This is a genomic window from Mycoplasmopsis synoviae ATCC 25204, assembly GCF_000969765.1.
Taxonomy (GTDB): domain Bacteria; phylum Bacillota_I; class Bacilli_A; order Mycoplasmatales; family Metamycoplasmataceae; genus Mycoplasmopsis; species Mycoplasmopsis synoviae.
The window spans coordinates 657,521-681,530 of the sequence record NZ_CP011096.1; the positions used below are offsets into that span (position 1 = coordinate 657,521).

Sequence of the window (24,010 nt, forward strand, 5' to 3'; positions counted from 1 at the left end):
ACAAAATGGAAATGTTATAAACTTTTTTTCAAAAAATCTTAAAAAAATAAAATTATTTACAACTTATCCACAACTAAAATTCCATTATAATTTTTCAAATCTGTCCAATTATAAGAATTTAACGCGTCTAAAATTTTTAAAGCTTCAGAATCCACATTTCTTTTTTTACAAAATTTTATTCTAGTGTTTTCGTCGACTTTATGCACATAAATTTTGCTAATAAGACTGCAAAAATTAGCATGTTTTGAATTTAATGCCGGTATTTCGGCAAAATCAAATTTATTTTCTGATAAATATTTAAAAACTTCTAAATGAACTTGCTTTTCAAATTCTTCAAAAAGATCTTTATTTTCAGAAAATAACTTTTTAATTTTAAATTTATCAAGTTTATTTTTAGTTAATAAATCAAAATTAATTAATTTTTGTATTTTTTGGCAGAAATCTTTGTTTTCATATAAAGATTTAACAAATTCATCTGCGATAAATACTTTTTTGCCTTCTTGTTCTAGTTTTTTTAAAAATGTTGTTTTACCAGAACATACTTTTCCAACTACTGCAATCATCTTTTATCTAAAAGCATTTTCTTTGTTGTATTAAGTTCAAGCTCATCAAGAATTTTTTCAGAAGCTTTTAAATCTATATTTAATTTAAATAAATCTAAATTTTTAGGTAAAACTTCAACCTCATAATTTAACTTAGCAAGTTGATAGCAAAGCATTCCATTTTCTTTACCTTTTAATAAATTATTTTTAACTTTTTCACTTATTAATTTTGAATCTAAATTTTGATAAATGTTTTCAAAAGTTTTAAATTCGTTTAATAATTTAATAGCTGTTTTATCACCAATTCCTTTAATTCCTGGAAGGTTATCGCTAGAATCTCCTTTTAGTGCTTTAAAGTCAATTATTTGATCTGGATTAATTTGATATTTTTCAAAAAAATTTAAATATGTAACTTCTTCGTCTTTGAAAAATACTCTTGTATTTTTATTTACTAGCTGAAGCAAATCTTTATCTCTTGAAAAAATAAATTTTTCTAGTGATTCGAAATTCTTACAAAATGTTGCTATTAAATCATCAGCTTCATCACCTGTTGATTCATAGTAAAAAACTTTCATTTCTTTTAGAATTTCTTTAATTAAATCAAATTGAATAAATAGCTCTTGTGGAGCTTTAATTCTATTAGCTTTGTAGCCATCTAAAAGTTCGTGTCTTTTAGTTCTTTCTTTTGCGTCAAAGGCTATAAATAAATAATCTGGTTTATAAAAAACTAAGTATTTAACTAGCTGTTTTAAAAATAAAGTAATTGCATTTGTAGGAGTTCCATTACTTGTTCTTAAAATGACATTTATATCACCTCTATATGTTGCATAAAATGATTGAAACATTAAATAATTTCCATCAATAATTAAAGCTTTTTCCATTATAAACTCCATTTTTCTAATAGCAAGTATTTAAAGTTACTTCTTGATTTTTTAAGAGTAACTGTTACATTTATTTTTTTATTTAATAACTCTTTATTAAATATGCTTAGTGAATAATCACTTACAAATGCAAACTTAGAAACTTTACCATCATTTATTTTAACTTTTTTACTATTGGTATTTAACTTAACATCAAATTCTTCTAAGATAACGTTAAAATTTCTTGTTTCATTTTCATTAAGTGAATTAAGCGAGAATTCATTTTCAACTTTTGATTCATCGATAACACTTAAAGAAATTCCATAAGCTTTAGTTTCTAAATCCATTATTTCTTTATCTGAAATTTCAACTTCATCTAAGATATTTGGAAATTGTTCTTCTCTTGCAAAGTCTTCATATAAACTAATTCATTTTCCATCAGTTTGTTCGCTTTTATCTAAAGCCATAAAAGCTTTTTTAACTTTTTTGTTTATTAAATCAACAAAGTTACTTACGTCTTCTAATGAATTAATTAAAGTATTTATATTTCCAAAACTTCTAAAAATATTTGCATTAATTAAAAGTGACAGAGTTGCTTTTTTGATACCAATCATTCCTAGCCTAATTGCAGCATCAAAAAAATTTTTAAATTTACCAGCACGATTTCTTTCTTGAATTAATTTAGTTGCAGAGTTTTCTCCAAAACCTTTAATAGTTAAAAATGAAAGATAAAGATTATTATTTTCTTCAACTGTATTTAAACTTGAAATGTTAATATCAGCTGCATTTATTTTTATTTTTAGTTTAGTTGCTTCTTGAACATACTTTGAAGTATTTTCTTGCGAAGAAAATGAATTGTCAAGTAAAACTTTATAAAAAATAAAAGGATATCTAGATTTATAAAATGCAAGTTTTAAAGCAAGCACTGCATAAGCAACGGCATGCGATTTATTAAATCCATAATCAGCAAATTTTTCAATGTTGCTATAGATTCTATTTAATAGATCTGATGAAACATTATTTTTAGCTCCACCTTCAAAGAATTTAGTTTTATAGCTTTTAAGTTCTTGAGAATTTTTCTTCGATATTGCTCTTCTAAGTAAATCAGCTTCTGAAAACGAAAGACCAGCTACTTCTTGAGCGATTTGCATTATTTGTTCTTGGTAGACGATTATTCCAAAAGTAGGAGCTACTATCTTGTCGTAAATTGGATGAACTTTTTCAATTTGACTTGGATCTTTTTTATTTTTTCCATATATTGGAATGTATTGTGATGGTCCTGGTCTATATAAAGAAATAATCGCGTATATATCTTCAAAGCTATCTATTTTAACTTGTGAGATAGCTCTTTTCATTCCATCAGATTCAAGTTGAAAAATTCCTTCGGTTTTTAAATCATTAAGAATTGAAAAAGTTTTATGATCAATAAATTTATTTAAGTTTTGATTTATAACATTATCAAAATGAAGTTTAGGATTAATTAGATTTTCAATATTTTTAACAATGGTTAAATTTTTTAATCCTAAAAAATCTATTTTTATAAGCCCATATTTTTCTAAGTTTTCAAGGCTTAATTGAACTTGATTATATTTATCTAAAACTTTATTAATTGGAAAGTAATTTGTTATATCGTTATTTGCAATAACAATACCTGCAGCATGAACTCCAGTTTGCCGATATAGTCCTTCAATATAAGTTGCATATTCATGAAGGTTTTCGTATTTACTAACTATTGCTTTATATTTCGAATTTCTCTTATTGTATTCACTTTCTAAAGTTAAGTTTTTATCAAAGTCATTAATTGTTTTTGTAACTAAATTAACTTCAGAATTTGAAATCCCAAGCATTCTACCAACATCTTTAATTGCGCTTTTAGCGCCTAGTGTTGAAAAAGTAGTAATTAGAGCACATCTTTTTTGTCCGTATTTTTCAAAAATATAATCTAATACTTCACTTCTTCTATCGTCTTGAATATCGATATCTATATCAGGATAAGTAACTCTTTTGGTATTTAAAAATCTTTCAAAAAGCAGATCAAAATCTAAAGGGTTTACATCAGTTATTTCAAGCACGTATGCAACTAAAGAACCAGAAACGCTTCCTCTTCCTGGTCCTATACTTATTTTATTTTTTCTAGCTCATGATAATGCATCAGCTATTATTAAAAAATAATCAACAAAATTTTGTTCTTTAATAATTGAAAACTCATAATTAATTCTTTCAATTACTAAATCTTTATCGTAGTTTAATAGTAAATATTTAGTTCTTTCTGATGCTTTAATTTTGCTTTCGATTTCTTCCTTTGAATTACTTGAAAATTCAGGAAGCTTAATTTCTTTATCAATTTCTAATTCAAAACATTGATCAGCTAAATTTAATGTATTTTGATAAATTTTTTCATCTAAATCATTAAATTCTTCTTCGCTATAAAAATCGTCAAAGTTATTATTTTCTTTAAATTCTTCTCTAATTTTGTCAAGAATATTTAAGGTAAAGTTTTCAAATTTATCAATTATTTTTTTAACAGGCGCATAAACTACATTGTCTTTGTTTTCTAATTGAAATTTTGAATTATAAAAAAAGTTTGGAAGTTCAACTTCTAAGCTTTTTTTATTTTTTAAATAACCATTTGTATCTGAATCTATAACAAAAATATTTTCTGAATTTAAATCAGAAAGATTAATAGAATTATTGTTTGATTTTTGATAAATTAATTCGTTTATTAATTTATATCCTGCTAAATTTTTAGCTAAAATTATAACTTCAAGTTTATTATCTAATTCGAATTCACAACCTATTATTAATTTAAATTTATATTTTTCGCGAAACTCTAATAAATAAGGAAGTGCGTATAAATTTTCCTTATCTGTTATTGCTAAATATTCAATTTTTTGACTCTCAATTAAATTAAATAATTTATTTAATCTAATGGCAGAATTTAAAAAAGAAAATTCAGTTTTTAAATGTAAATAAATAGGTTTTTTGTTATTCATCTTGTGGTTATGTTGCTATTTCTTTTTTGTAAATTTAGGTTTTGTTAATTTTAAAATTAAAAATCCAGCTAGTAAAAATGCTATCGGGAATGCTAAAAATAAAAAGTAAAAGTAATTGTAATTTATTGGTTGATTTTCTTTGAAATTAACAACTCTTTTTTGAATTGCAGAATCAACTAATGGATTAGAATTTTTAAAATTTAATTTGTCAAATTTTTCAAAATAACTAAGTGGCAGGCTTTCTTTTTCTTCTAGTTCAAAAAATGAATTTGATTTTAAAAATTCTCCTAAATCTGGATAATCTTTATTAAATTCAGTTTCATAATATTGATTAAATATTTCTTCGTTACCATTAAAAATTGCTTGCACAAATTGAATGTAATCATAACTTTTTTGAGCTATAACTTGTGCTTGGTATTGTTGAAGATTTGTTATTTTATTTAAATATTCAAATGCAATACTTTTAACTAAAACACCATTTGAAAAATTATTTAAAACTTCTTCTCTTAGTGAATCAAATTCTGAACTTTCATATGAATAATTATTTAAATTTGAATATAAATCTTGAAGTGATTTAAGTTTTTTTTGATTGTCTAATAAATAAGAATAAATTGAAGTGTCAATGCCTTTAGTTTGCATTTCTTTTAATTTAGCTTCAATTTGTTCGATATTTAAATTATTTAAATTTGAAGTATTAACTAAATTAGCTAAAGCAGTTATTTGTTCGTTTAATTCTCTTGCTTCTTGAACTACTTTATTTCTTTCGTCTTGAGTTTTTGCATTAGCAATTAAACTAACATTAAATCTAGAAACTTGTGATTCATTTAATGCTTTAAGAGTTGCAATTTGATCTATTGCATCTTTAACTTGAGAATTTAGCGCGCTTGCGTATTGAGCAAAATGCGCTACTTGATTTGGATTATTTTTTGCAGCATTAACTTGATTAATAAAATAAAGTCTTTCATCGCTTAATAAATAACTTAATGTATTTAAAAACGCAAGTGCATCTTTATAGTTTTCATCAAGTTTTTTCTTGAAAGCATTTAATCTTTCATAAGCAGAATTTAATTGTTCTTCTGTAGCGCTTTCATTACTTAATAAAGTCTTAACTTCAGTTAATAAATTAACGTAAGTATTTTTATCTGCTTCGTTATATAAAACTAAAAGAATCGAATTTAAAGGATTTGTTTCTAAATTAGATTTATCAAGTTTTACAACTTCATCGTAGAGACTTTTTAATTTTTCTTTAGTAACTTTATCTTGCGAATTTTGAGCTGCAGTTTCAGAATTTAATTGAACTTTATTTAGGTCTACAGCGGAAACATTTTGCTTTGAATTAATATTAACGCTGCTATAAGCAGAAAAACTAACTATTGAAGTTAGAGTTAATGTCGATATTAGTAATATTTTTTTAAATGTTTTCAATGAAACTTTCATTAATATTAATTGCCTATATTAATAATTATATTAATAAAAACTAATTTGACTTGTTTGTATTTTTATAATTTCTATAATATCTTTTTTTAGCATTAGGATCTTCATAGCTTCTTGTATAGGTACAATTAGGAAATGATTTACATCCGATAAATTTTTGTTTTTTTCTATTTAAACGAATCAGTAGCTTTCCAGAACAATCAGGACAATCTTCATCAAGGAAGTTATCTTCTAGCCTTGTTTTTTCCATTGTGCTAGCAACTTGATCATATAATTCATTAAATTTAGTGTAAAAATCATGCATTACTTGATTTTTTTCTAATTTATTTTCTGAAATTAAATCCAGCTGACCTTCAACTTCGGCTGTATATTTTTCATTAATTATTTCAGGGAAATTATTAACTAGTTTATCTAATACAATCATTCCAAAATCAGTTGGCTTAATTGCATTTGAATCTAAAACTTCAACGTATTGTCTATCTTTAATTATTTTTACAGTTGAAGCAAAAGTTGAAGGCCTTCCGACTTTAATATCGTCAAGAGCTTCAATTAGCGATCCATCGTTATATCTAGGAGTAGGCTTGGTTTCTAAATCTTCAAATGCAAAATTATTAACTGTAACTTCTTGATTAATTTCGAAATTCGGATCTTTTTCTTGTTTTTCTTCAGGTGCACTAACGCAGTAGTATCCTTGGAAAGTAACGGTAGCAAATGAATTTTTAAATAAGTATTTATCAACTTGATAAATATATTGTTTTGATTTAATAACAGGAGGCTTAATTAAAGCTTTTAAAGTATGCTCGTAGATTAATTTATATAAATTAACTTCGTTGCTAGAAATTGTTGGATAAAGTTTTTCAAGATTTTCAGGTAAAAGATTTAAATCAGTTGGCCGAATAGCTTCATGGGCATCTTGATCACCAGTAAAACCTTTTACTTCACTAGAAACGAACTCGCTTCCGTATTTAGACTCGATAAACTTTTTAGCTTGATTAACAAAGGTTTGAGATAGCCTAGTTGAATCGGTTCTTGGATAGCTTATTAGCCCGCCATCACCATAACCTTCGTATAATTTTTGAAGTGTGCTTTGAGTCATTGCCGCTGAATATGGACTTCTTTTATAAATTGCAGCTTGTTTAAATGGAACTAAAGCTTTATTTTTCTTTTCAGTTACATTAATTTTTGTAACTTTAACTTTTTTGTCTTTTAATTTCTCAAAAAACTCTTTAACTTCTTTGATTTGGCTTTCAAAAATTCACTCTTTTTGTCCACTTGAATTTTCTTCATTAAAATATTGAGCTTTAAGTGAATTTTCATTTAATAAAAACGCGTTTAATTTTCAATATTTAGTAGGAACAAAGGCTAAAATTTCTCTTTCACGATCAATTACAAGTTTTAGCGCGATAGATTGAACTCTTCCAGCTGAAGCATTACTTGGTGCATTTTGAAGTTTGCTTTGTAGCAGTTTAGATAATCTAAAACCGATAATTCTATCTAGCATTCTTCTTGATTTTTGAGCGTTAATTAAAGCTCAATTTAAATCGTGAGGATTATCAAAGGCTTTTAAAATAGCATCTTTGGTAATTTCATTATATGTAACTCTTTTGTAGTTGTCATTTAGTTTTAAATATGAAACTAAATTCTCTCCGATAGACTCACCTTCACGGTCAGGGTCAGTTGCAATATAAACCATTTGCGCTTTTTTAAGTGAGTCTTTTAATTCTTTACCGACTTTTTTCTTTGTGCTATCAAATTCATATAATGGTTCTCAGTTTTCAAAGTCAATTCCAAGACCAAAAGGTCCTGAGGTTTTCATTTTATAAATATGACCAACACAAGAAATAACATTGTAGTCATTTCCTAAATATTTTTGGATGGTTTTAACCTTATTTGGTGATTCGACAATTACTAATTTATTCATTTAAATTCCTAAAGTGACTATTTTAAATATAATGCATATTTTAACCAAAAAACTTTTTTTAAAAAATATTTTATTGAAAAGCACCAAAAAATGGGCCTATAAATTTTCAAATTTACCAGCTTAAAAAAATTAAAAAGTTTATAATAGATAAGAGTACTTTTACTCCTTAGTTATTTTAGATAACTCTGACGTCCAAAAGGAGATTTTAATTATTAAAACTAAATACGAAATCATGGTTTTAGTAGGTCCTAAGACAAGTACTTCAACAGTTGAAAGTTTTTTAAAATCAGTTTTTCATGACGATTTTAAAAAGGCTGAAAAACTTGAAAGAACAGAGCTTGCCTACGAAATTAATAAAACCAAACATGCGCAATATTTTTTAGTTAACTTAGAAACTGAAAGAAAAAATATTGCAGAATTTATTCGTCTATCAAATATCAACAAAGAAATTTGAAGACATCTTGTTGTTAATTTAGATACTGAAAAAGGTTTAAATAAAGTTTTCAAAACTCACAGAAAATTTGGTCATGACTTTAGAGATCAAAGATCACATCATGGTCAAGCAGGAGAGTTTAGAAAAAGAGAACCTCAACAAAAATCTAAAGAACAATCAGAATTCAGTAAAGAGAAGAAAAGCTTCTCTAAAAGCGTAACCAAAAAAACCGTTGTAAGTAAACCAAAAGAAACTAAAGAAGAAAAATAGGATAAACTAAATGGCCGATTTAAATAAAGTAATTTTAGTTGGAAGAGTAACAAATGATTTTTTACTTCAAAAAACTAAAAACAATATTTCTTATGCAAGAAATACAATTGCTGTAACAAGATACACCACAAGTAATACTCAAAGAGTAAGTGACTTTTTACCATTTGTAGCTTGAAGAAATCAAGCTGAGTTTTTATGTAAATATGTAAAAAAAGGAGATACCATTCTTCTTGAAGGTAAAATCCAGTCAAATAGTTACAACAACAATGAAGGTACTTTAGTTAGATCAATTGACATTCTTGTTGATAATGTTCAAATACTGGCAAGTAAAAACTATGTCAATATTACAAATTATGGCCAAAATAATTATTCTCAAAATAAAGCTTCTTATCAAGCAAATACTTATTCAGATTTAAATCAAAGTGTTAACTTAAGTATTGAAGAAAAAGACATTTCTTCTTCTGCTGTTTTTTCTAGAGCAGAAACTGAAGAAGACGATGATTCAATTTCAGCAAATGACTTTGAAAATATAACCGATGATTTAAACGATGATATAGATTTAGATAAAGGATTTTAATGGCATACAATAAACGTAAAAAAGGTTACCACAACAAAAAAAGAACCTGTCATTTCTGTGACAATAAATTAACATACGTTGATTACAAAAACGTTGAAGATTTAAAGAAATTTGTAAATGCAGTTGGTTCAATTAAACCTAAAGTAGCAACAGGAAACTGTGCAAAACACCAAAGAAAAGTTACTTTAGCAGTTAAAAGAGCTAGATTAATGGCTCTTCTACCATTTGCTGTTGCAAGAATTAGAGTTCATAGATCTTTAGTTAGCGCTCCAGCTAGCCAAAATACAAAAAAAGTAGCAGAAAAAGTTGAAAAAGAAAAAGCGCCTGCTGCTTAATAAATTAACAAAACCGCCGCTAAATGCGGCTTTTTTATTATTTTTTGCAATTTTTAAGTTGTATAATTTAACCATCATATTTTAGATATGATAAAAATTATGAGCAAAGTATCTTATAAATTAAATTCTTGAATGTTTTGTCCATCAGATAAAGCAAAATTGATTGAAAAATCTCTTGAAGTATCACCTTCAGTAGTCATTTACGACCTTGAAGACGGAATTGAATACGGAAAAGAAGATATTGCCCTTGAAAATTTAAAAAGTTACTGAAATCAAATTAAAGAAAAAGACTTCAAAAAAGCTTTACGTGTAAGTAAAGAAAGCTATGAAAGTTCTTTGTTTTTTTTATTTAAAAATGGACTTGATTTTGATTTTATTATTTTTCCTAAATTTGAAGATAAAGCAGAACTTTGAACGCTAAAAGACATACTAGCTAAATATAATTCAAAGGCCAAACTAGTTTTAATGTTAGAAAGCAAAAAAGCAATTAAAGATTTAAATAATTTAATCGCCCTACTAAAACCTGAAGATAAATTCTTTGGTTTCATGGTTGGTAAAGCCGATTTAGCAAGCGATTATAACGTTGAAATTTATTCAGAATTAATTGAATCTATTTCACTAAAAGTTATTCAAAAATGTCTTGAAAATGACTTTAATTATATAGAAGCTCCTACCTTTGAATTAAGTAGTGAATTTGCCTTAATTGCAAATTTAAATTATTTAAAACGCAATGGAGTTTATTGCAAAGCAATAATTACTCCAAAGCAAATTGCAGAGGTTAATTCTACGCTAGAAATTTCAAGTGAGCAAATTATGCAAGCCAGAGAAATCATTTCTCTTTCGAAAGAAGGTGCCGCAAGATACAATGGCAAAATGGTCGATGAAGCAATGGCAAAAAAAGCAAGAAAATTACTTGAAGCTCTAGGAGAATAAATGCAAGACGCAACTAATGTTTCAAGATATAAAAAAGTTGGTGAAAATCGTTATAGAGAAACCACTGGTTTATATTATGAAGACTTTAACGTTGGTGATGTTTTTGAACATCGTCCAGGTAAGACAATTTTAGATGTAGATAACGTATGATTTACGCTTCTTACCTTAAATCCACAACAAGTTCACTTTGATCAGCATTATGCTTCTCAAACTGAGTGAAAAAAACTGCTAGTTGATTCAACTTATACTTTGGCGCTAGTTACCGGAATGTCAGTTAATACTGTATCTGGAAAAGTAGTGGCTAATTTAGGTTGAGATAAAGTAAGGCTAACCGCTCCAGTTTTTGCAGGAGATACCATTTACGCCGAAAGCACTGTGCTTTCAAAACGTGAATCAAAATCACGTCCTGATCAAGGAATTGTAACTGTTTTAACTAAAGGAATTAACCAAAAAAATGAAGTGGTTATTTCATTTGAAAGAACAGTTTTAGTTTACAAAAGAGATAACAATAAAATTGAAAGCCAAACCAACTACTAATGGCAAATAAAATTTTTAAAGAAATTTACAATCAAAAATTAATACCTTCTTCTGAAGTTAAAAAATTTATTAAATCAAATACCAATTTAGCTTTTTCAATGCATTTCATGCAACCTAGAAAAATTCTAGAAGAAATTGCAAATATCGCCAGAAGCGATAAAGACTTTAAAATCAACGCTTATTATTTTTCAGCAAAGCAAAATGCCGCAGATACAATATTAGACTTTGATCTTAACAAACAAATAGTGCCTAATACTTTTTTCATGCAAGATACTGAGCGTAAAATTTTAAAACGTCAAAAAGAAGAAAGCTTAGATGAAAAAAGAGTATTTTTCATTCCAGCACACTTTTCAGATTCACCAAGAATTTTTAGTGAAAATCTAAAAATTGATTCATTTGTGACAATGGTTTCACCTATGAATGAATATGGTTACATGTCAATGGGCCTTTCTAATGATTATTCTTCAACAGCAGTAAGGCTAGCTAAAACTGTAATAGTTGAAGTAAATAAAAACATTCCTTTTGTAATTGGAGAAAATAATTTAATTCACGTTAGTGATGTAAGCGCTATAGTGGAGCACGATTCTCCTCTTCAAGAAGTAGTTGATCTTCCTCCAACTCCTGAAGAAGAAACAATTGCAAAAATAGTTAGTGAATTTATTCCAGATAGAGCTTGCATTCAAATGGGAATTGGTGGTCTTCCAAATTCAATTTGCAATGAACTATATAATAAAAAAGATTTAGGAATCCATACAGAAGTTTTAACCACCGGAATGATAGGTCTTATCAAAGCCGGAGTGGTTACCAACAAATACAAAAAAATAAATAAAAATATTTCAGTTTTTACATTTGCTATTGGTAACAAGCAAATGTATGAAGAGCTTCATTTAAATCCAACTATTCAATCTTTTCCAGTAAACTACGTAAATGATCCATACGTAATTTCTAAAATAGATAATCTTGTTTCTATTAATTCAACTATTGAAATTGATTTAACTGGAGCATGTAATTCTGAGTATTTAAATGGTCACCAATTTTCTGCAACAGGAGGCCAAGTTGATTTCGTACGTGGAGCTTATATGTCTCAAGGCGGAAAGTCAATTATAGCCCTAACTTCAACTACTAAAAATAAAAAATTTTCTAAAATTGTTGCAAGGCTATCAGGGCCAACTACCACTTTAAGAAACGATGTTCACTGAGTGGTAACTGAATATGGAGCTGTTAATTTAAAAGGATTAAATACAGTCCAAAGAGCAAGAGCTTTAATTAATTTGGCACATCCAGATTTTAGAGAAGATCTTGAAAAACAAGCCAGAGAGCTTAATTTATTATAAGGAGAAAAATGTACGTAAATTCAAAATTTTTTGAAGTTAAAGGTAAAGAACTTTGACTTAAACCTGAAGGAGTACAAAGCAAAGACGGTAGATTTTTAGTCTTTGATTTAGACTGAAAAAAGATGCCTAAAGCTAAATCATACGCACTAACTTTAGTTGACTATGAAGCTTCTAGAGTAATCGGGCAACCTTTTGTTCACTTTGCTGCCGCTAACGTTACAAGCACTCATTTAAAACATGGTGAAAACCTAGAAAAAACTCAATGAGTAATGGGAGTTAATTCTAGAGTTCCAGGTGCTGGAGAAAACTCAAATGGAGTTCATGTTGAATGTATTCCTGCTGCCTTTAAAGCTTCAAGCTTTGAAGAAGCCTGTGATTATTTCCCACCAATGCCACCTGATAAAAAACACCTTTATACATTAAAAGTATACGGTCTTGATACAGATAAATTAAACCTAGAAAAAGGATTTTTCCTAGGTGATTTAAATAGAGCAATGCTAGATCACGTTGTTGATGTATACACTGTTAATTTCTGATATAAACAATAAGGAGAACTAATGCATAAATTAGGTAATAAAACACAAATAAAATCTAAATCAGTTAACGAACATGGATATCTACACGATGTTCATGGAGCTCACGGTAAAGCTTCATTTCGTTTTCCAGATCACTCATTTGAATTAAAATGAGACAAAATGCCAAATGCTAAATCATATGCTCTTTTACTTGAGGATTTTGATGCAATGAAAGTTATTGGTTTTCCTTTTATTCACTGAGTTGCAGTTAATGTTAAAGAAAACTTTGTATCAGAGGCTGCTTCTAAACTTGCTTTTGATCACTTAAAAGAAAATCTTGGAAAAGCAATGCCTAGCAACTTATTATGACAAGGATATAACTCTTCAGTTTCAAAAACTTTAGTAACAGAAAATAAAGAAAAAGGATCAAGCTTAAATGGAATTCTTCCTGAAATGTTTACATCATTAGAGCTAGAAGACGCTGCCCAATACTTTGGGCCATATCCTCCTGACAAAGATCACGTTTATACTTTAACAGTATTTGGTCTTGATGTAGATGCAAGCGAACTTGAATACAAAGACGCAGATGGGCTATCACATAAATTAGATAAACCATACTACGTTGGAGATTTTCTTCAAGCAGTTGATACACACGTAGTTGGAACTTACACATTAAACTTCAAATACCGTCAAGCTGGATCTAACTAAAAAAATATTTTCATATTGTAAGGTAAACCTTACCACTTACAATTTAATAAAATTGCCGATTTTTAAAAAGTTGGCTTTTTATTTTTTAATATTTTATTTTTCCTTCTTTTAGTAGTGAGTTTTAACAAAAAACTCCAAAAAAAATTAAAATTTTTTGAGAGGGGTGCATTGCACTTTACAATGTGGTTAAATTAAATATATAATTTAATTAGGTTAAAAAATAAAATTAAAACTGCATTTTGCAATTTTATAATTAAAAAAATTTTTTTTAAATGGCATATCATGTTAGAGCAACAAAAAATTTCAGAAAAAATGTTTTATAGAATATTTTTTAAAAAAAATGGCAATTCCAGTTGCTTATTCTATTATTGCAATTTTTATATATTTTTTCTTCTTTACTCTTTCTTATTATTATCTTTATAATCAACTTTCTGTTAAAGCTTTTTTACTGCTCCTGCCAATAGAGATTCTTTTGAATTTAAATGGGTTTTATTTTGAATAAATTTAGCATTTCAACTTTTTCAATATGAAAAGTTTAATTTTTTTTGTTTTATTGTTTTTTATTTTTTACCAATAGTTATTTGAAGTTATTATTTAAGAAAATTTTATAAAAGCGATTATTACAAAAGAATTATTTTATTAAATGGAAACAAAAAATCTATTAAGTATTTAGGGATTTATTTAGTTATTTTTTGATTTTTTGTATTTTTAATTATTAATTTAGTTTCTCTGTGACCAATTGATTATTTATAGCAATATAATTCTTGAGGATACAAAGGTAATTCTTCTAATACATATGAAATTCCATGACAAAAAGAATTTTCAGAAAGTGATTTAGAATTTTTTGGTTATGAAAGAGCACCTATTACTCTTGTTCCGTTAAATTTATCTAGCAGTTTGAATAACGATAATTTTATAGATAATGGATTTTTTTACAACGAATTGCTAGATCAATATTTTTTTAGACCAAAACAATTATTTGGCTCTTATATAAGGAAATGAAATAATATTTATTTCAAATATAAACCTTTTGTGTAATTTCAATAGATAATTTTTTCTATTTAAATAACAAATATTTTAGTCACATAATTTTGAGTTTTTTATCTTTTTTTACAGCAATAGTTTTTGTCAGCGCTTCTTTTATTTTAAATAAATGAATTTTGTCGTTAATTTGAATTTTTATTTTCATTTCATTAATATTAGATTTTTCAGGACTATTGAATAGAATTGATTTTGATCGCGAAGGCCTATATAGTATTTCTTATAAAGAAGCTCATGATTTTATTGGTTCAGAATTAAATTTTAAAAAGTTTTTAGTGAAAATTCCGTTTTCTTTATTTAATCCTTATTCATTATTGGATGTATTTACCAACTTTCATTTTTTAACTAAGAAAATTAGCATGGCTTGAGCTTTTCCAATTATTTTTATTTCTATATTTAATTTTTGGTTTTTAAATTTTATTATTCGCACAATGAATAGAAATTCAGAATATTCATTTTTATAAAAAATAAAATTAATGAACAATTTATTGTTCATTTTTTATTAAATTAAAACTACGCGGAAAATAAAGTTAAACTAAATATATAATTTAATTACTTTAAAAAAACATAAAAATTAAAAATTAATTTTTTCGTCGATATTGTAAGGTAAATTTTATAGCCCAAAATTTAATAAAAATTGTAAATGGTAACTTGCACTTTACAATATGGAAGTAATAAAGCAAAACTCTTTATTATTTTTTTATAGTATTATTATCAAGCGAAAAATCAATAATTAGCTTAATTAAAGGACTTAAATTTCGTGGTAATTTAGCAATTGTAAAATTAATTACCTCAGATAAGAGTCAAATAAATAATAAATTTCATGAATTAGAAATTGTCTATCAACAAAAATATATAGACGGAAAAAGTACAGCGGATCCAAGATTAATAATTGAAACAATGCAAATTCTATATGAAAAAGATATAGATATTTTTTGTATTGCAACAAGCGATAGCGATTTTGTTTATCTTTTACAAAAACTAAAATCAAAAAATAAATACGTTATTTTAGCATGTGAAAGTGTCGCTAGTCCATGACTCAAAGAAAATGCACATGAAGTTTTCGAAGAAAACCCAATCGATACAAACAAAGATTTAGAAACAAATATCAATGAAAATTACTTATTAGATTTACTCGAAGAAAAAATAGCTCCTGAAAAACAATTAGTTGTTCAAGAAGCGCAAATATCTAATAACGAAAATCAAGCTGAAAAAAAGAATTCAAGAAGAAGAAAAAGAAATAGAAAAAAACTTAAGAAAGCAAACGTAAACGAAATAACTAGCGAAGTACAAAAAGCTGTTTTAGTTGAAAATTCTGAAACACAAAATACAGAAACTGAAAAAGTTGAAGAAGTTAAAAATAAAGAAATAATTGTTGATGATTCTAAAAAACTTTTTAAATCAAGAGGACAGTTTTTTAATTTTGTTACCCAATTTGTAAAACAAGAATCTGAAGAAGAAAAAATAAAACTTGAATCTTTAGAAAACAAATTAAAAGATAGTAAAGATTTGTTACAAACATTTTTTAAAACTGATAATTTAGAAAAAATATTAAAAACAAAATATAAAAACTCTTTTTGATTGAGAAAAGAAAATAAAACAGTTTTTTTATCAGCTATAAATGGTAAAGCTATTAATAATTTTGTAATTAATTATGTGAAAAATACTACAAATCCCAAACTTTCAAGATTACAAAATTCACTTAAAACAACATTTAAAAATTTTGACCTTAAAAAAAGAACTGGTTATAGCAGGTGAAAAACTTATTTAGAATCTATAAATATTATTGATTCAGGAAATAAATTAAACTTTAAAAAATAAGAAACACTTAAAATAGTGTTTTTTTGCAATTTTTTGTAATTTTTTTAAAGTTATTTATTAAATTTAACTGGTTTTATAGTATTATATTGCAAGAGAATTTTTATTATATTATTTTATTTTTACATTTAAATAATTTAAAAAATAAGAATTATATTTTTATAATTTTTTGTTTTATTTTAATTGCTTACTCTTTGATAGGAAAACAAATATTAATGAATCCAACTAGAATTGTTGCTCTAGGGGGAGTTGAAGAAATTGGGAAATCAACTCTTTTAGTTGAGCATTTAGATCATATTTTTATAATAGATGCCGGGATTAAATTTGCCGACACATACAACACTGGAGTTAAAGGAATTATTCCTAATTACTCTTACTTAAAACAAAAAGGTAAAAAAATAGAAGGCCTTTTTATAACACATGGACATGAAGATCACATTGGTGGTGTGGTTTATTTAGTTAAAGAAACTAACTTAAATAAAATCTTTGCTCCTAGAATTGCAATTCAATATTTAAAACTTAAATTTGATGAACATAAAATCACAAAAAAAGTTGAATTTATTGAAATTCATAAATCTGATGTTCATAAATTTGCAAACAATTGTAAAGTAGATTTCTGAACAGCACAGCATTCAATTCCAGATGCTTTTGGAGTTAGAATTACAACCCCTAATGGATCAATAATGTGTACAGGAGATTTTAGATTTGACTATACTCCTATTGGTAATTACACCGATTTTAAAAGATTATATGAAATTGGAAATCAAAAATTAACAGCGCTGCTTTCTGATTCAACTAATGCAATGCGTCCTAATCATTCACCAAGTGAAAAAGACATTTTAGCTGATATTTCATATTACATGAAGCAAGCTAAAAGAAAAACAATAATAACAACCTTTGCTTCAAATTTAACCAGAGTTAAAGTAATAATCGAACTTGCTGCTAAATTAAATAAAAAAGTTATTACCTTTGGTCGTTCAATGATTCAAGGTGTTAAAGTTGGTAGAAAGTTAGGTTATATTAATGCACCTGATGACGTTTTTATTGACAAGAAACAACTTAAATCAATTCCTGATAATAAAGTTGTTATTTTAACAACAGGATCTCAAGGTGAACAACTTGCTGCGCTAGCTAGAATGAGTTATGGAAAACATGCAAGCATTAAAATAATGAAAAACGATTTAATTATTTTTTCATCTAGTCCTATTCCTGGAAATAAAATGGTTATTGAGCTTTTAATTAATCGTTTATATAAATTAGGAGCAATCATTAAAGAAAATGGTGTTGATGGATATTTACATACATCAGGACATGCATATAGACATGAACACGATAAAATCTTTAAATTAACTCGTCCTAAATATTTTCTTCCATACCATGGTGAATATCGTATGAGCGTGGTCCATGGTAAAACCGCAATTGAAAATGGAGTTAATCCAGAAAACGTTATAGTGATTCAAAAAGGAATCGTTTATAACATGCTCAATGAAAAAATTACTGCAACAAATGAAAAAGTAGAATTTGGACCAGTATATATTGACGGTAAAAAAGTTCTTGAAAATTCAGCTAAAGTAATTGCTGAAAGAAATCAACTTAAAAACAGCGGTTTTGTTAATATGGTTTTTTTAATTAACAAAAAAACAAAATCAATTGTGGCAAGACCTACCTTTATTTCTAAAGGTACAATTGTAATGAAAAATTCTAAAGATGAAGTTGAAGAAATCAAAAGAATAACTCATGGTGCTGTGCTTCATTACATTAAAAATACGCCAGAATTTAAAGAAAAAGATTTAGAGTATATTGTCAAAGATAGAATCTATTCGTTTTTCCATAGAAAAAAAAGAAGAGATCCAGTTACAGTTATTAAATTCTTTTATGTTGATGAATTAAAAGAACCTGAATTTAAAAACCTTAGAATTTCATTTTTAAATGATAAAACTGAACCAAAAAATTTAGTTTCTAAAGTTAATATTCTCGATAATAAAAACAAAAAAATATCTAAAAATCAAAAGAAAAAAATTGACTCACTTCAAAAGCTTATGGATTTAGATGACTTTGATTTACTAGATTCAGATGACGACGATGAAGATGATGATGGGGAATAAAAAAATTATGAAAATCATTTCATAATTTTTTTATATTTTATCGATTACAAAATTCATTTTTGCCATGTTTGTTAGAGCTTTGCTTAATTTCTCAGGAGCATTTTCATAAATTATTCCAATATTTTTTTTCTCGCAAAGTGAAATTAAACTAATGCAATTTAATAGCGTTTCATTATTATGAATTTTTTCTGAAATTTCTTTAGCAATAATTACTGCACTAAAATCACAAACACTAACGGTGTGAAGAGTTGATCTATCGATTTCTTTTATATATAAAAAAGTCGCAACTTTGTTTTGTTTATTTTGCGAAATTATTTTAGAAAGTTTTTGTCTTTCAAAATTATTTTTATAACTATATATAACAACCGATGGTGAAGATTCAATATAGTTATTTGGATTATTTAAATAACTTTCTTGAGAAACTTTAACCATTGTTTTTTTAACGTAATCTTTTTTAAGATTTTCTTCTTTTAATAATTCAATTTGTTTTTTTCTAATGAAATCAAATCAAATTGGTTCAAATACAAAATTTAAATAAGGAATGTTTCTAAAAAATCTTTGATCAGATTCTCTAATGTTAGTCATTTCAACATCAGCATAACCTACATCTTTTGGTGAAAATTCTTGCTTTGGTTCGCTGCCATATTTATATAAATAACTTTTTTTAATTTGAAAGTTTTTAGCTACTGCATTTTCATGAATATATTCTTCTAAATTACGATGAAAATCTAAAAATGAATTAGTATCTTCTGCATGTAAATCAAGATTGTAAAAAACGTTTAAACTCTCTTTATTTTTAACTTCAATTTCTTCGGTTGTTTTAGAATTAAACTTTAATAAGTTATTTGTTTTTTTACATATATTTAAATTAAATAAATTAAAAATACAAAATTGAGCTTTTTTAATAATTAGTGCTTTATCATCAAGAGTTTTATAATTTCTATTTTTAAAAATTGTTCCATTAATAAAATATTTATTAGCAAGCGAAAGACTTTGAATATTTTTAGCGTAGCTTAATAATTTTCTATATTTACTACTTTTAACATCAGGAAATACAAAAAATAATAAGCCATCTTTTTGAAAGAATCTAAGACTTTTTTTAGGAATATTTAAAAAGAAAACAATCTTATAAATATCAAATAAATTAATCGAATTTATATAGTAATAAGTCTTTAAAGAAAAAGCTAAAACAGCAATGTTTTTGTTTGTTTTAATTGCTCTAACGTAGCTCTCGCTGTTGTCTTCTATTATTTTTTTAGTTTTGTTTTGATTGTTAAATTCTCATTTTAATGTGCAATAGTAAATTGCATCTTGAGACGGATTAATAGTTAGCACAAAAGAAATAGAATTGTTTTTTGTGTTTTTAATTTTTCAAATAATTTTTTCTTTAAATGTTAAATGCTTTGATGCAGATTTACTAATTCTAAAATCTATTTTTTCTTTTTGGTTAACTTGAAAGTCTAAATAGTCTTTAATTTTAGTTAAATCTTCTTTATTAATTAAATCGTAGAAAGTATTTAAACTTAAATAATTTGAAGTTGTAAAGTTAAGTTTTTTAGAATCAAAAACAGTGTTAAAAAACTTGCTTTTTTTATTTAATCTTAAAACTCTTTTATTAAGATAGTCAATTTTAAATAAAATAACTCCACGTTCCATTTTTTTAGTTAGGTAAATAAATTTAATAACGATAAATAAAAAAATAGTCATCGAAATAACTATAAATGGAATCAAAATATAAATGGAATTCATTATCTTGCTAAAACCTTTATTGAAGGGTGATTTTTCTTAATAGTCAGCGGAGCAGACTCATGGACAAATTTTACAACAATATCGTAATCATTAACTTCTTGAACAATACCTTCGCCGAACCTAGTATGGCTAACTGCATCACCTACAATGATTTTAATATTTTTGTTTTCTTCTTCACTAAGATAGTGACTAAATTTACTGGTTTTATCGACAAGAAAGCTTTCAAAATCAATTCCCATTTCACGAATAAATCTTGAAGTTTGTTTTTCATGAATAATAGGCGCATAAACTGATCCTCTTGAATCACTTACAAATAAGTTTTTTCTAGCACGAGTAATTGCAACATATGCAAGTCTACGCTCTTCTTCAATACCTTTATTTAGTTCTGTTTTAGTTTTGTGTTTATTTTCTTTAGCATCTTCTAAATGTTTATAGTTAGGGAAAACTCCTTCGGTTAATCCTACTATGAAAACATTATCGAATTCAAGTCCCTTTGAGGCATGAATTGTCATTAAAGAAACAAAATCATCTCCTTCAACATCTTCTCCAGTAGTTGAAAGCAGGCTTACTTGATTTAGATAGTCAATAGCAGTAGCTTCTTTATTAGTTTCAAAATAGTTTTTCATTGAAACGCTGATTAATTCTTTAACGTTTTCAATTGCATTTTGGTTTTCATTTTGATTACCTTTAATTTGTTCAAGGTAATTTAATTCTTCTAGTAGTTTTTGAGTAATTACAGGAAGTGGATATTTCTCAGAAATTAATTGGTATTTTCTTAAGATTTTAATAAATGGATAAATCTTTTTAAGAATAATTTCTTTACCTAATGGCAGCTCTTTAAAATGAGTAAATAAAGCGTCATATAAAGAAATTTTATTCTTCTCCGCAAAGGCTTCAATTTTTTCAACGGTTTTAGGCCCAATTCCACGAACAGGAACATTAATAATTCTCTTTAGCGCAATGCTATCTTTATTTAAAATAGTTTTTAAAAATGCTAAAACGTCTTTAATTTCTGTTCTTTGATAAAACTTATATCCATTAAAAATTTTGTAGTTAATTCCTTCACCTAAAAGTGCATCTTCAAATGCTCTTGAATAGTAGTTTGAACGATATAAAATTACAATATTTTTAATTTGGTGTTTTTGTTTTTTAAGAAGCTTAATTTTTGAAATAACTCATTGAGCTTCTGCCTCAGTATTAAAGGCGTGGTAGAATTCAATATCATTACCTTCATCATTATTGGTAATTAAATCTTTTGAAAAACGATTTTTATTGTTTTTAATTAATTTATTAGCAGACGCTAATATCTTTTTAGTAGAACGATAATTAGTATCTAAAACAATTGTTTTTGAATTTTCAAAAATGTTTTCAAAATTTAAAATTAAATCAACTGAAGCACCTCTTCAGTTATAAATTGTCTGATCAGGATCTCCAACGATAGTTAACTGAGATGATTTATCAATTATTTTTTCTAAAATATCAAATTGTAAATCGCTGGTATCTTGAAACTCATCAACTAAAATGTAGTTAAAATGTCTTGCAATTTTTGCAGCAACATTAGGATGCATTTCAAGAAGAGTTTTACAGTGCAAAATTAAATCATCAAAATCAAGAGCACCTTTTTCTGCCATGTAATTTAGATAGTCTTGGTAGACATTGGCAATAGTTTTAGAAACTGCATCTCCGCTGAATTGCTTTTCTAATTCAGCAATTAAATCTTTTTGATCAAGTAGATTATTTTTAGCTCATGATATATATTTAGCCATATTGCTATAGCTAACTTCATGATTTGTAATTTTGTTTTTCACATAAAGATCTTGAAGAACTTGTTTTTTATCAAGCTCATCTAGAATTGGAAAGTTTCTAGAAAAACCAATTAAGTTAATATATTTTCTTAGAACTTGTGCACAAAATGAATGAAGCGTAAAGACATTTTCAAAAAGTACTTTTTGTTTATCGTAGTACTTTGAATTTATTCTATCTTTCATTTCTTTATCAGCTTTATTAGTAAAAGTTACAGCTAAAATTTTGCTAGGATCAACTTTTTTTTCTAAAATTAAATACAAAATTTTTCTGGTTAAAACTTTTGTTTTCCCGGTTCCTGCTCCGGCTATTATTCTAAGATGAGAATCAAAATATTCAACGGCTTCACGTTGTTTTTCATTTAAATCATCTAGTAAATCTTTTTTCTTAAAAGCTATCATTTATGCTCCTAACTATAATTGTAAGTCACTAAAATAAATATATTTACGATAAATATAAACTTTAGGTTTGAAAATTATTTTTTCCTCTGTAATTGGAATTATTTTCTTATTAATAACTACTCTTGATTTTGACATTAAATCAAATAGAGAAAGCTTTTTTTTGCTAAAAAGTATGAATAGAAAATTAAAAGATGTAAGCATCCCTCAAAGTCCACTTAAATATTTAAATAAACTTTGAATTAATTTTGTATTTTCGTTATCAACAAAAAAAAGCTTTTTGTTTTGAATCAGTAAATCACTTGGCTTTAGAAAAATCAAAAACAAAACAATTAAAATACTTCAGTAAAATACTCCAAAAATATTTCTTAAAGTAAGCGCTAGAGCACTAAATTTTTTGGTTTCTTGATTTATTATTTTAATTTTAAAAATAATAAAAAATAAAGTGTAACCTTCGGTAATTATTGGCACTATAAAATAGTATTGTCAAATAAAAACCAGACACAATATAAAAGGCAAGTAAATTACAAAATCATTAAAATTTTTATTTAAAGCAAGAAAGCGAATTGAAGTCAAATAAAAACATAAAAAACAAATTAATAAAACTAAAAGGAAATCAAAAATTGAGGCGAAAAACCTTCTTGAAAAATTTGCGTTTTGATACATTAAATTTCTTGGAAAAGTTTATGTATTTTTAATTTGTGCAATTTCTTTTTAAGGTTTTTAGTTTCCTGTATCGGATGCAGCATGTATTTGTTTTCTTCTAGAAACTTGTCAAAGTTTTTAGATTTTTCAAGTGCTTCTAAAAACTTGAACAATTTATTAAATTGCTCCATTGAATGACTTATTTTTAAGTCAGTATCAAAGGCTTTGTTTTTTAGTTTGTAATATGGATGAATATCAGAAACAAGTGCTATTGAAAATAGCTTGTAAAAGAAATATTTAGCATATTGAAATTCTTCTTCAAAATCTAAATTGAACTCTTTTAAATAAGCTTTAATGTTTTTAAAGCTTAGCCTGAATTTTTGAAAGTCAAAAATGTAATGTTCACTAACATATTCTTTAGTTAAAGTTTCATCATAGTAATAATATTTTTTACTTAGAAGTAATAAAAAATAATTAAGTTCAATTAAAAACTTATTATCTAAGTCATCTTTAAATTTTCTAACTTTAACTTCTTTTGCAAGATCAGTTTTTACAATCTTATTAAATAAAAATGGAAAACTATATGCAAAAATTAATTTATGTTGAGCAATATCAAGTGGAACTTTGGTTTGAAGTCTTGAATTTGGTTTATATTTGCTAACTCCAAAAAGTCTAGGACGATATTCAATTAAATCTGCTTTAGTTTTTTTGATTATTGATAATACTTTTGTAACAAAATCTTTTTTAAATGAAGCATCAGAATTTAAAACTACACTATAATTGCCACTAGCAACATTTAAAGCTTGTAGATACATTTCGCTGCATGTTACTGATTTAGAAAAATAAACAATTTTAATTTTATTTTTAAGATCGCCTGCAGCAAATGAATTAATTTCTTTCATTACCTCGAAACTTTTAGAAAGTCGTTGTAAACAAAAAACAACCTCAAAATTTTGATCTAGTTGATTTGATAAATCTTGAAGGTAATTAGATACTTTTTTAACGCTAAAATTATTTAAAGAAATTAATGTAATTTTCATCAAACTCCACTTTTTAAAT

General features: G+C 26.0%; 20 protein-coding genes. 11 read left to right on the forward strand and 9 right to left on the reverse strand.

Translation table 4 applies throughout. The features are described from left to right. Positions 1-56 precede the first annotated feature (56 nt). From VY93_RS02870 to topA, 5 genes are read right to left on the reverse strand one after another with little or no spacing between them, the layout of a single operon-like run. Positions 57-563, reverse strand: coding sequence for a nucleoside/nucleotide kinase family protein (locus VY93_RS02870; RefSeq protein ID WP_020002982.1), 507 nt, complete (start codon positions 561-563; stop codon positions 57-59). After that, entirely contained in the window at positions 551-1,423 is an 873-nt protein-coding gene (locus VY93_RS02875; RefSeq protein WP_169584136.1) for a 5'-3' exonuclease, read from the reverse strand. Before VY93_RS02875 ends, VY93_RS02870 begins: the two co-directional genes overlap by 13 nt. Next, on the reverse strand, positions 1,423-4,395 hold the full coding sequence (gene dnaE, locus VY93_RS02880; protein WP_020002984.1) for a DNA polymerase III subunit alpha: 2,973 nt from the start codon (positions 4,393-4,395) through the stop codon (positions 1,423-1,425). Before dnaE ends, VY93_RS02875 begins: the two co-directional genes overlap by 1 nt. 15 nt (positions 4,396-4,410) lie before the next feature. After that, positions 4,411-5,832 (reverse strand): GA module-containing protein, encoded by a 1,422-nt coding sequence (locus tag VY93_RS02885; RefSeq protein ID WP_020002985.1) that lies wholly within the window; start codon positions 5,830-5,832, stop codon positions 4,411-4,413. 40 nt (positions 5,833-5,872) lie between these two features. Then, positions 5,873-7,750 (reverse strand): type I DNA topoisomerase, encoded by a 1,878-nt coding sequence (gene topA, locus VY93_RS02890; RefSeq protein WP_020002986.1) that lies wholly within the window; start codon positions 7,748-7,750, stop codon positions 5,873-5,875. 232 nt (positions 7,751-7,982) lie between these two features. On the opposite strand from topA, the gene rpsF reads away from it, so the two are divergent. The 11 genes from rpsF to VY93_RS02945 all read left to right on the forward strand — a co-directional run bounded on the left by rpsF (position 7,983) and on the right by VY93_RS02945 (position 18,356). Next, positions 7,983-8,453, forward strand: a complete 471-nt coding sequence (gene rpsF, locus VY93_RS02895) for a 30S ribosomal protein S6 (RefSeq protein WP_020002987.1) — start codon at positions 7,983-7,985, stop codon at positions 8,451-8,453. Between the two features lie 10 nt (positions 8,454-8,463). Further along, positions 8,464-9,030, forward strand: a complete 567-nt coding sequence (gene ssb, locus VY93_RS02900; protein WP_011283670.1) for a single-stranded DNA-binding protein — start codon at positions 8,464-8,466, stop codon at positions 9,028-9,030. Then, positions 9,030-9,365: a 30S ribosomal protein S18 gene (gene rpsR / locus VY93_RS02905; protein WP_011283671.1), complete on the forward strand. Its 336-nt coding sequence runs from the start codon at positions 9,030-9,032 to the stop codon at positions 9,363-9,365. Before ssb ends, rpsR begins: the two co-directional genes overlap by 1 nt. A gap of 99 nt (positions 9,366-9,464) precedes the next feature. Further along, positions 9,465-10,298, forward strand: a complete 834-nt coding sequence (locus VY93_RS02910) for an aldolase/citrate lyase family protein (RefSeq protein WP_223211459.1) — start codon at positions 9,465-9,467, stop codon at positions 10,296-10,298. Continuing rightward, positions 10,299-10,835 carry a MaoC/PaaZ C-terminal domain-containing protein gene (locus VY93_RS02915; RefSeq protein WP_011283673.1) on the forward strand — a complete coding sequence of 179 codons (537 nt, stop codon included), beginning with the start codon at positions 10,299-10,301 and terminating at the stop codon, positions 10,833-10,835. Beyond that, positions 10,835-12,169: an acetyl-CoA hydrolase/transferase family protein gene (locus tag VY93_RS02920; protein ID WP_020002989.1), complete on the forward strand. Its 1,335-nt coding sequence runs from the start codon at positions 10,835-10,837 to the stop codon at positions 12,167-12,169. Before VY93_RS02915 ends, VY93_RS02920 begins: the two co-directional genes overlap by 1 nt. Before the next feature lie 8 nt (positions 12,170-12,177). Continuing rightward, entirely contained in the window at positions 12,178-12,717 is a 540-nt protein-coding gene (locus VY93_RS02925; protein ID WP_020002990.1) for a YbhB/YbcL family Raf kinase inhibitor-like protein, read from the forward strand. A gap of 9 nt (positions 12,718-12,726) precedes the next feature. Then, positions 12,727-13,392: a YbhB/YbcL family Raf kinase inhibitor-like protein gene (locus VY93_RS02930; RefSeq protein WP_020002991.1), complete on the forward strand. Its 666-nt coding sequence runs from the start codon at positions 12,727-12,729 to the stop codon at positions 13,390-13,392. Between the two features lie 1,217 nt (positions 13,393-14,609). Beyond that, positions 14,610-14,897, forward strand: coding sequence for a hypothetical protein (locus tag VY93_RS02935; protein WP_020002993.1), 288 nt, complete (start codon positions 14,610-14,612; stop codon positions 14,895-14,897). A 304-nt stretch (positions 14,898-15,201) separates the two neighbouring features. Beyond that, the gene (locus VY93_RS02940) at positions 15,202-16,254 is read left to right on the forward strand and encodes an NYN domain-containing protein (RefSeq protein WP_258454467.1); all 1,053 of its coding nucleotides are present in this window, start codon (positions 15,202-15,204) and stop codon (positions 16,252-16,254) included. A 212-nt stretch (positions 16,255-16,466) separates the two neighbouring features. Beyond that, positions 16,467-18,356, forward strand: a complete 1,890-nt coding sequence (locus tag VY93_RS02945) for a ribonuclease J (RefSeq protein WP_020002995.1) — start codon at positions 16,467-16,469, stop codon at positions 18,354-18,356. A 30-nt stretch (positions 18,357-18,386) separates the two neighbouring features. Here the strand turns inward: VY93_RS02945 and VY93_RS02950 are convergent, their stop codons facing one another. From VY93_RS02950 to VY93_RS02965, 4 genes are read right to left on the reverse strand one after another with little or no spacing between them, the layout of a single operon-like run. Next, on the reverse strand, positions 18,387-20,105 hold the full coding sequence (locus VY93_RS02950; RefSeq protein ID WP_408633517.1) for an MHO_4530 family protein: 1,719 nt from the start codon (positions 20,103-20,105) through the stop codon (positions 18,387-18,389). Next, complete coding sequence (locus VY93_RS02955; protein ID WP_020002997.1) at positions 20,105-22,309, reverse strand: ATP-dependent helicase; 2,205 nt, start codon at positions 22,307-22,309, stop codon at positions 20,105-20,107. The genes VY93_RS02950 and VY93_RS02955 overlap by 1 nt, the downstream gene beginning before the upstream one ends. 12 nt (positions 22,310-22,321) lie before the next feature. After that, entirely contained in the window at positions 22,322-22,972 is a 651-nt protein-coding gene (locus VY93_RS02960) for an RDD family protein (RefSeq protein ID WP_020002998.1), read from the reverse strand. Beyond that, positions 22,972-23,991, reverse strand: coding sequence for a glycosyltransferase (locus VY93_RS02965; protein WP_020002999.1), 1,020 nt, complete (start codon positions 23,989-23,991; stop codon positions 22,972-22,974). The genes VY93_RS02960 and VY93_RS02965 overlap by 1 nt, the downstream gene beginning before the upstream one ends. Positions 23,992-24,010 lie beyond the last annotated feature (19 nt).